The 2,821-nt window shown below is 65.5% G+C and carries 2 protein-coding genes; both read left to right on the forward strand.

The features are described 5' to 3' along the window. Positions 1 to 69 precede the first annotated feature (69 nt). Positions 70 to 1,230 (forward strand): 2-methylcitrate synthase, encoded by a 1,161-nt coding sequence (gene prpC, locus EA346_RS00060; protein ID WP_296754066.1) that lies wholly within the window; start codon positions 70 to 72, stop codon positions 1,228 to 1,230. Between the two features lie 98 nt (positions 1,231 to 1,328). Next, the gene (locus tag EA346_RS00065) at positions 1,329 to 2,777 is read left to right on the forward strand and encodes a bifunctional 2-methylcitrate dehydratase/aconitate hydratase (RefSeq protein ID WP_296754068.1); all 1,449 of its coding nucleotides are present in this window, start codon (positions 1,329 to 1,331) and stop codon (positions 2,775 to 2,777) included. Positions 2,778 to 2,821: the final 44 nt, after the last annotated feature.

A 2,821-nucleotide genomic window follows, 5' to 3' on the forward strand; every position in this document is an offset into this window, starting at 1 on the left:
CTACGAACACCTGGGCTATCACGCCTACGAGGAAAAACTCGACGCGCTCTACAGCAAGGAAAAGAAAAGATGACTGACAGCGAAAATACCGGGGCCGCGACGCCGCGCGTGAAAAAATCCGTGGCCCTGTCGGGCACGGTCGCCGGGAACACGGCGATCTGCACCGTGGGCCGCACCGGCAACGATCTGCACTACCGGGGCTACGACATCCTGGACTTCGCCGACCGGGCGGAGTTCGAGGAGATCGCCCACCTGCTGATTCACGGCCGTCTGCCGAACCGCGCGGAACTGCTGGACTACAAGCAACGGCTGCGCGCCCTGCGCGGCGTGCCTGCGGCCCTGCGCGACGTGCTCGAGAGGATTCCGCCGTCGGCGCACCCCATGGACGTGATGCGCACGGCGGTGTCCATGCTGGGCACGCTGGAACCGGAAAAGGAAGACATGTCCGTCGCAGGCGCCCGGGCGATCGGCGACCGGCTGTTGGCCTGTCTCGGGCCCGCGCTGCTCGTCTGGTATCACTTTGCCCATCACGGAAGGCGTATCGAGGTGGATAGCGACGACGACAGCGTGGGCGGGCATTTGCTGCACCTGCTGCATGGATCCGAACCGCCGGAGCCGTGGGTGCGCGCCATGCACACCTCGCTCAATCTCTACGCGGAACACGAGTTCAACGCCTCCACCTTCGCCGCCCGGGTGGTCGCCGGCACCAACGCGGACATCTACTCGGCCATCACCGGCGCCATCGGCGCGCTGCGCGGTCCCAAGCACGGCGGCGCCAATGAGGCGGCCTGCGACATCCAGCTGCGGTATCCGGACCCGGACGCGGCGGAGACGGATATCCGTGAACGGGTTGGGCGCAAGGAAATCATCATCGGCTTCGGTCATCCGGTGTACACCATCGGTGACCCGCGCAATGAAGTGATCAAGGACGTGGCGCGGCGCCTGTCCGAGCACCGGGGAACGCCGACCATGTATGCCGTGGCCGAGCGTCTCGAGGGAGTGATGTGGGAGCTCAAGAAGATGTTCCCGAATCTGGACTGGTTCTCGGCGGTGTCGTATCACATGATGGGTGTTCCGACCGCGCTGTTCACGCCGCTGTTCGTGATCTCCCGCACCACCGGTTGGGTGGCCCATGTGATCGAACAGCGCCAGGATGGCAAGATCATCCGGCCCAGCGCCAACTACACGGGGCCGGAGAACCAGTCCTGGATCCCGATCGAAGAGCGCTGACCGCAGGGCGCCCACTCGAGGCACGAAAACCGCGCCCCGCGCGGCTCGTGCCCGATACGATGCCTTTTCTTTAATCGCTGTGAACCAGGAGTCAAGCCGTGAGCCAACACATCGCCGATGCCAACGTGAGACCGGACCCGGATCCGGAACTGGTCGCGATCGCAGATTATGTCTGCAACCATGACATCGATTCCGCAGAGGCCCTGGACACCGCGCGCAACTGCCTGATGGATTCGCTGGGCTGTGCCCTGCTGGCGCTGCAGTATCCCGAGTGCACCAAGCACCTGGGTCCGGTGGTTCCCGGTACCGTCGTGCCGAACGGCTCGCGCATTCCGGGGACCTCCTTCCAGCTCGATCCCATCCAGGGCGCCTTCAACATCGGTGCAATGGTGCGCTGGCTGGATTTCAACGACACCTGGCTCGCCGCCGAGTGGGGGCATCCCTCCGACAACCTCGGCACCATCCTCGCGCTCGCCGACCATCTGAGCCGCAAGGCGGTGTCCGAGGGCAAGGCGCCGCTGACCGTCGATGCCGTGCTTCGCTACATGATCAAGGCCCACGAGATCCAGGGCGTGCTGGCATTGGAGAACAGCTTCAACCGGGTGGGCCTGGACCACGTGGTGCTGGTCAAGGTGGCCTCCGCGGCCGTGGCCGCCCACATGCTGGGTGCGTCCCGCGACCAGGTGATCGACGCCGTATCCCAGGCGTGGGTCGACGGCCAGGCGCTGCGTACCTATCGTCATGCGCCCAACACCGGCTCGCGCAAGTCCTGGGCGGCCGGCGACGCCTGCGGCCGTGCCGTGCGTCTGGCGCTGATGGTCATGAAGGGCGAGATGGGCCTGCCCAGCGTACTCTCCGCCCCCCACTGGGGTTTCTACGACGTGCTGTTCAAGGGCGAGCGGTTCCGCTTCCAGCGTGATTACGGCAGCTACGTGATGGAACAGATCCTGTTCAAGATCAGCTTCCCGGCGGAATTCCACGCCCAGACCGCGGTGGAGTGCGCGCTGCGCCTGTATCCGGAGGTGAAGGACCGGCTCGACGAGATCGAACGGATCGAGCTCACCACCCAGGAGTCGGCGGTGCGGATCATCAGCAAGGACGGCCCGCTGCACAATCCCGCGGACCGGGATCACTGCCTGCAGTACATGGTGGCCGTGCCGCTGATCTTCGGTGCGCTGACCGCCGGTCACTACGAGGACGAAGTCGCCGCCGACCCGCGCATCGACGCACTCCGGGACAGGATGCGAGTGGTGGAGGATCCCCGCTACTCGGAGGACTACCATGATCCGGCGAAGCGCTCCATCGCGAATGCGGTGCAGGTGTTCTTCCGGGACGGGAGCAGCACTCAGAAGGTGGAGGTGGAATATCCCATCGGCCACCGCCGCCGCCGGGCCGAGGGCATCCCGGTGCTGGAACGCAAGTTCCAGGACGCGCTGCGCACCCGGTTCCCCCGGGGCCAGGCGGCGCGTATCTTCGAACTTTGCAAGGATGCACGACGCCTGTCGGCGACGCCGGTGCAGGAGTTCGTCGACCTGTTCCTGGTCTAACTGTCGTGGCGACGCGCTACCCCTGACGATGAAAAGCCGCAAAC

The sequence above is a fragment of the Thioalkalivibrio sp. genome, from assembly GCF_007692535.1.
GTDB lineage: Bacteria > Pseudomonadota > Gammaproteobacteria > Ectothiorhodospirales > Ectothiorhodospiraceae > Thioalkalivibrio.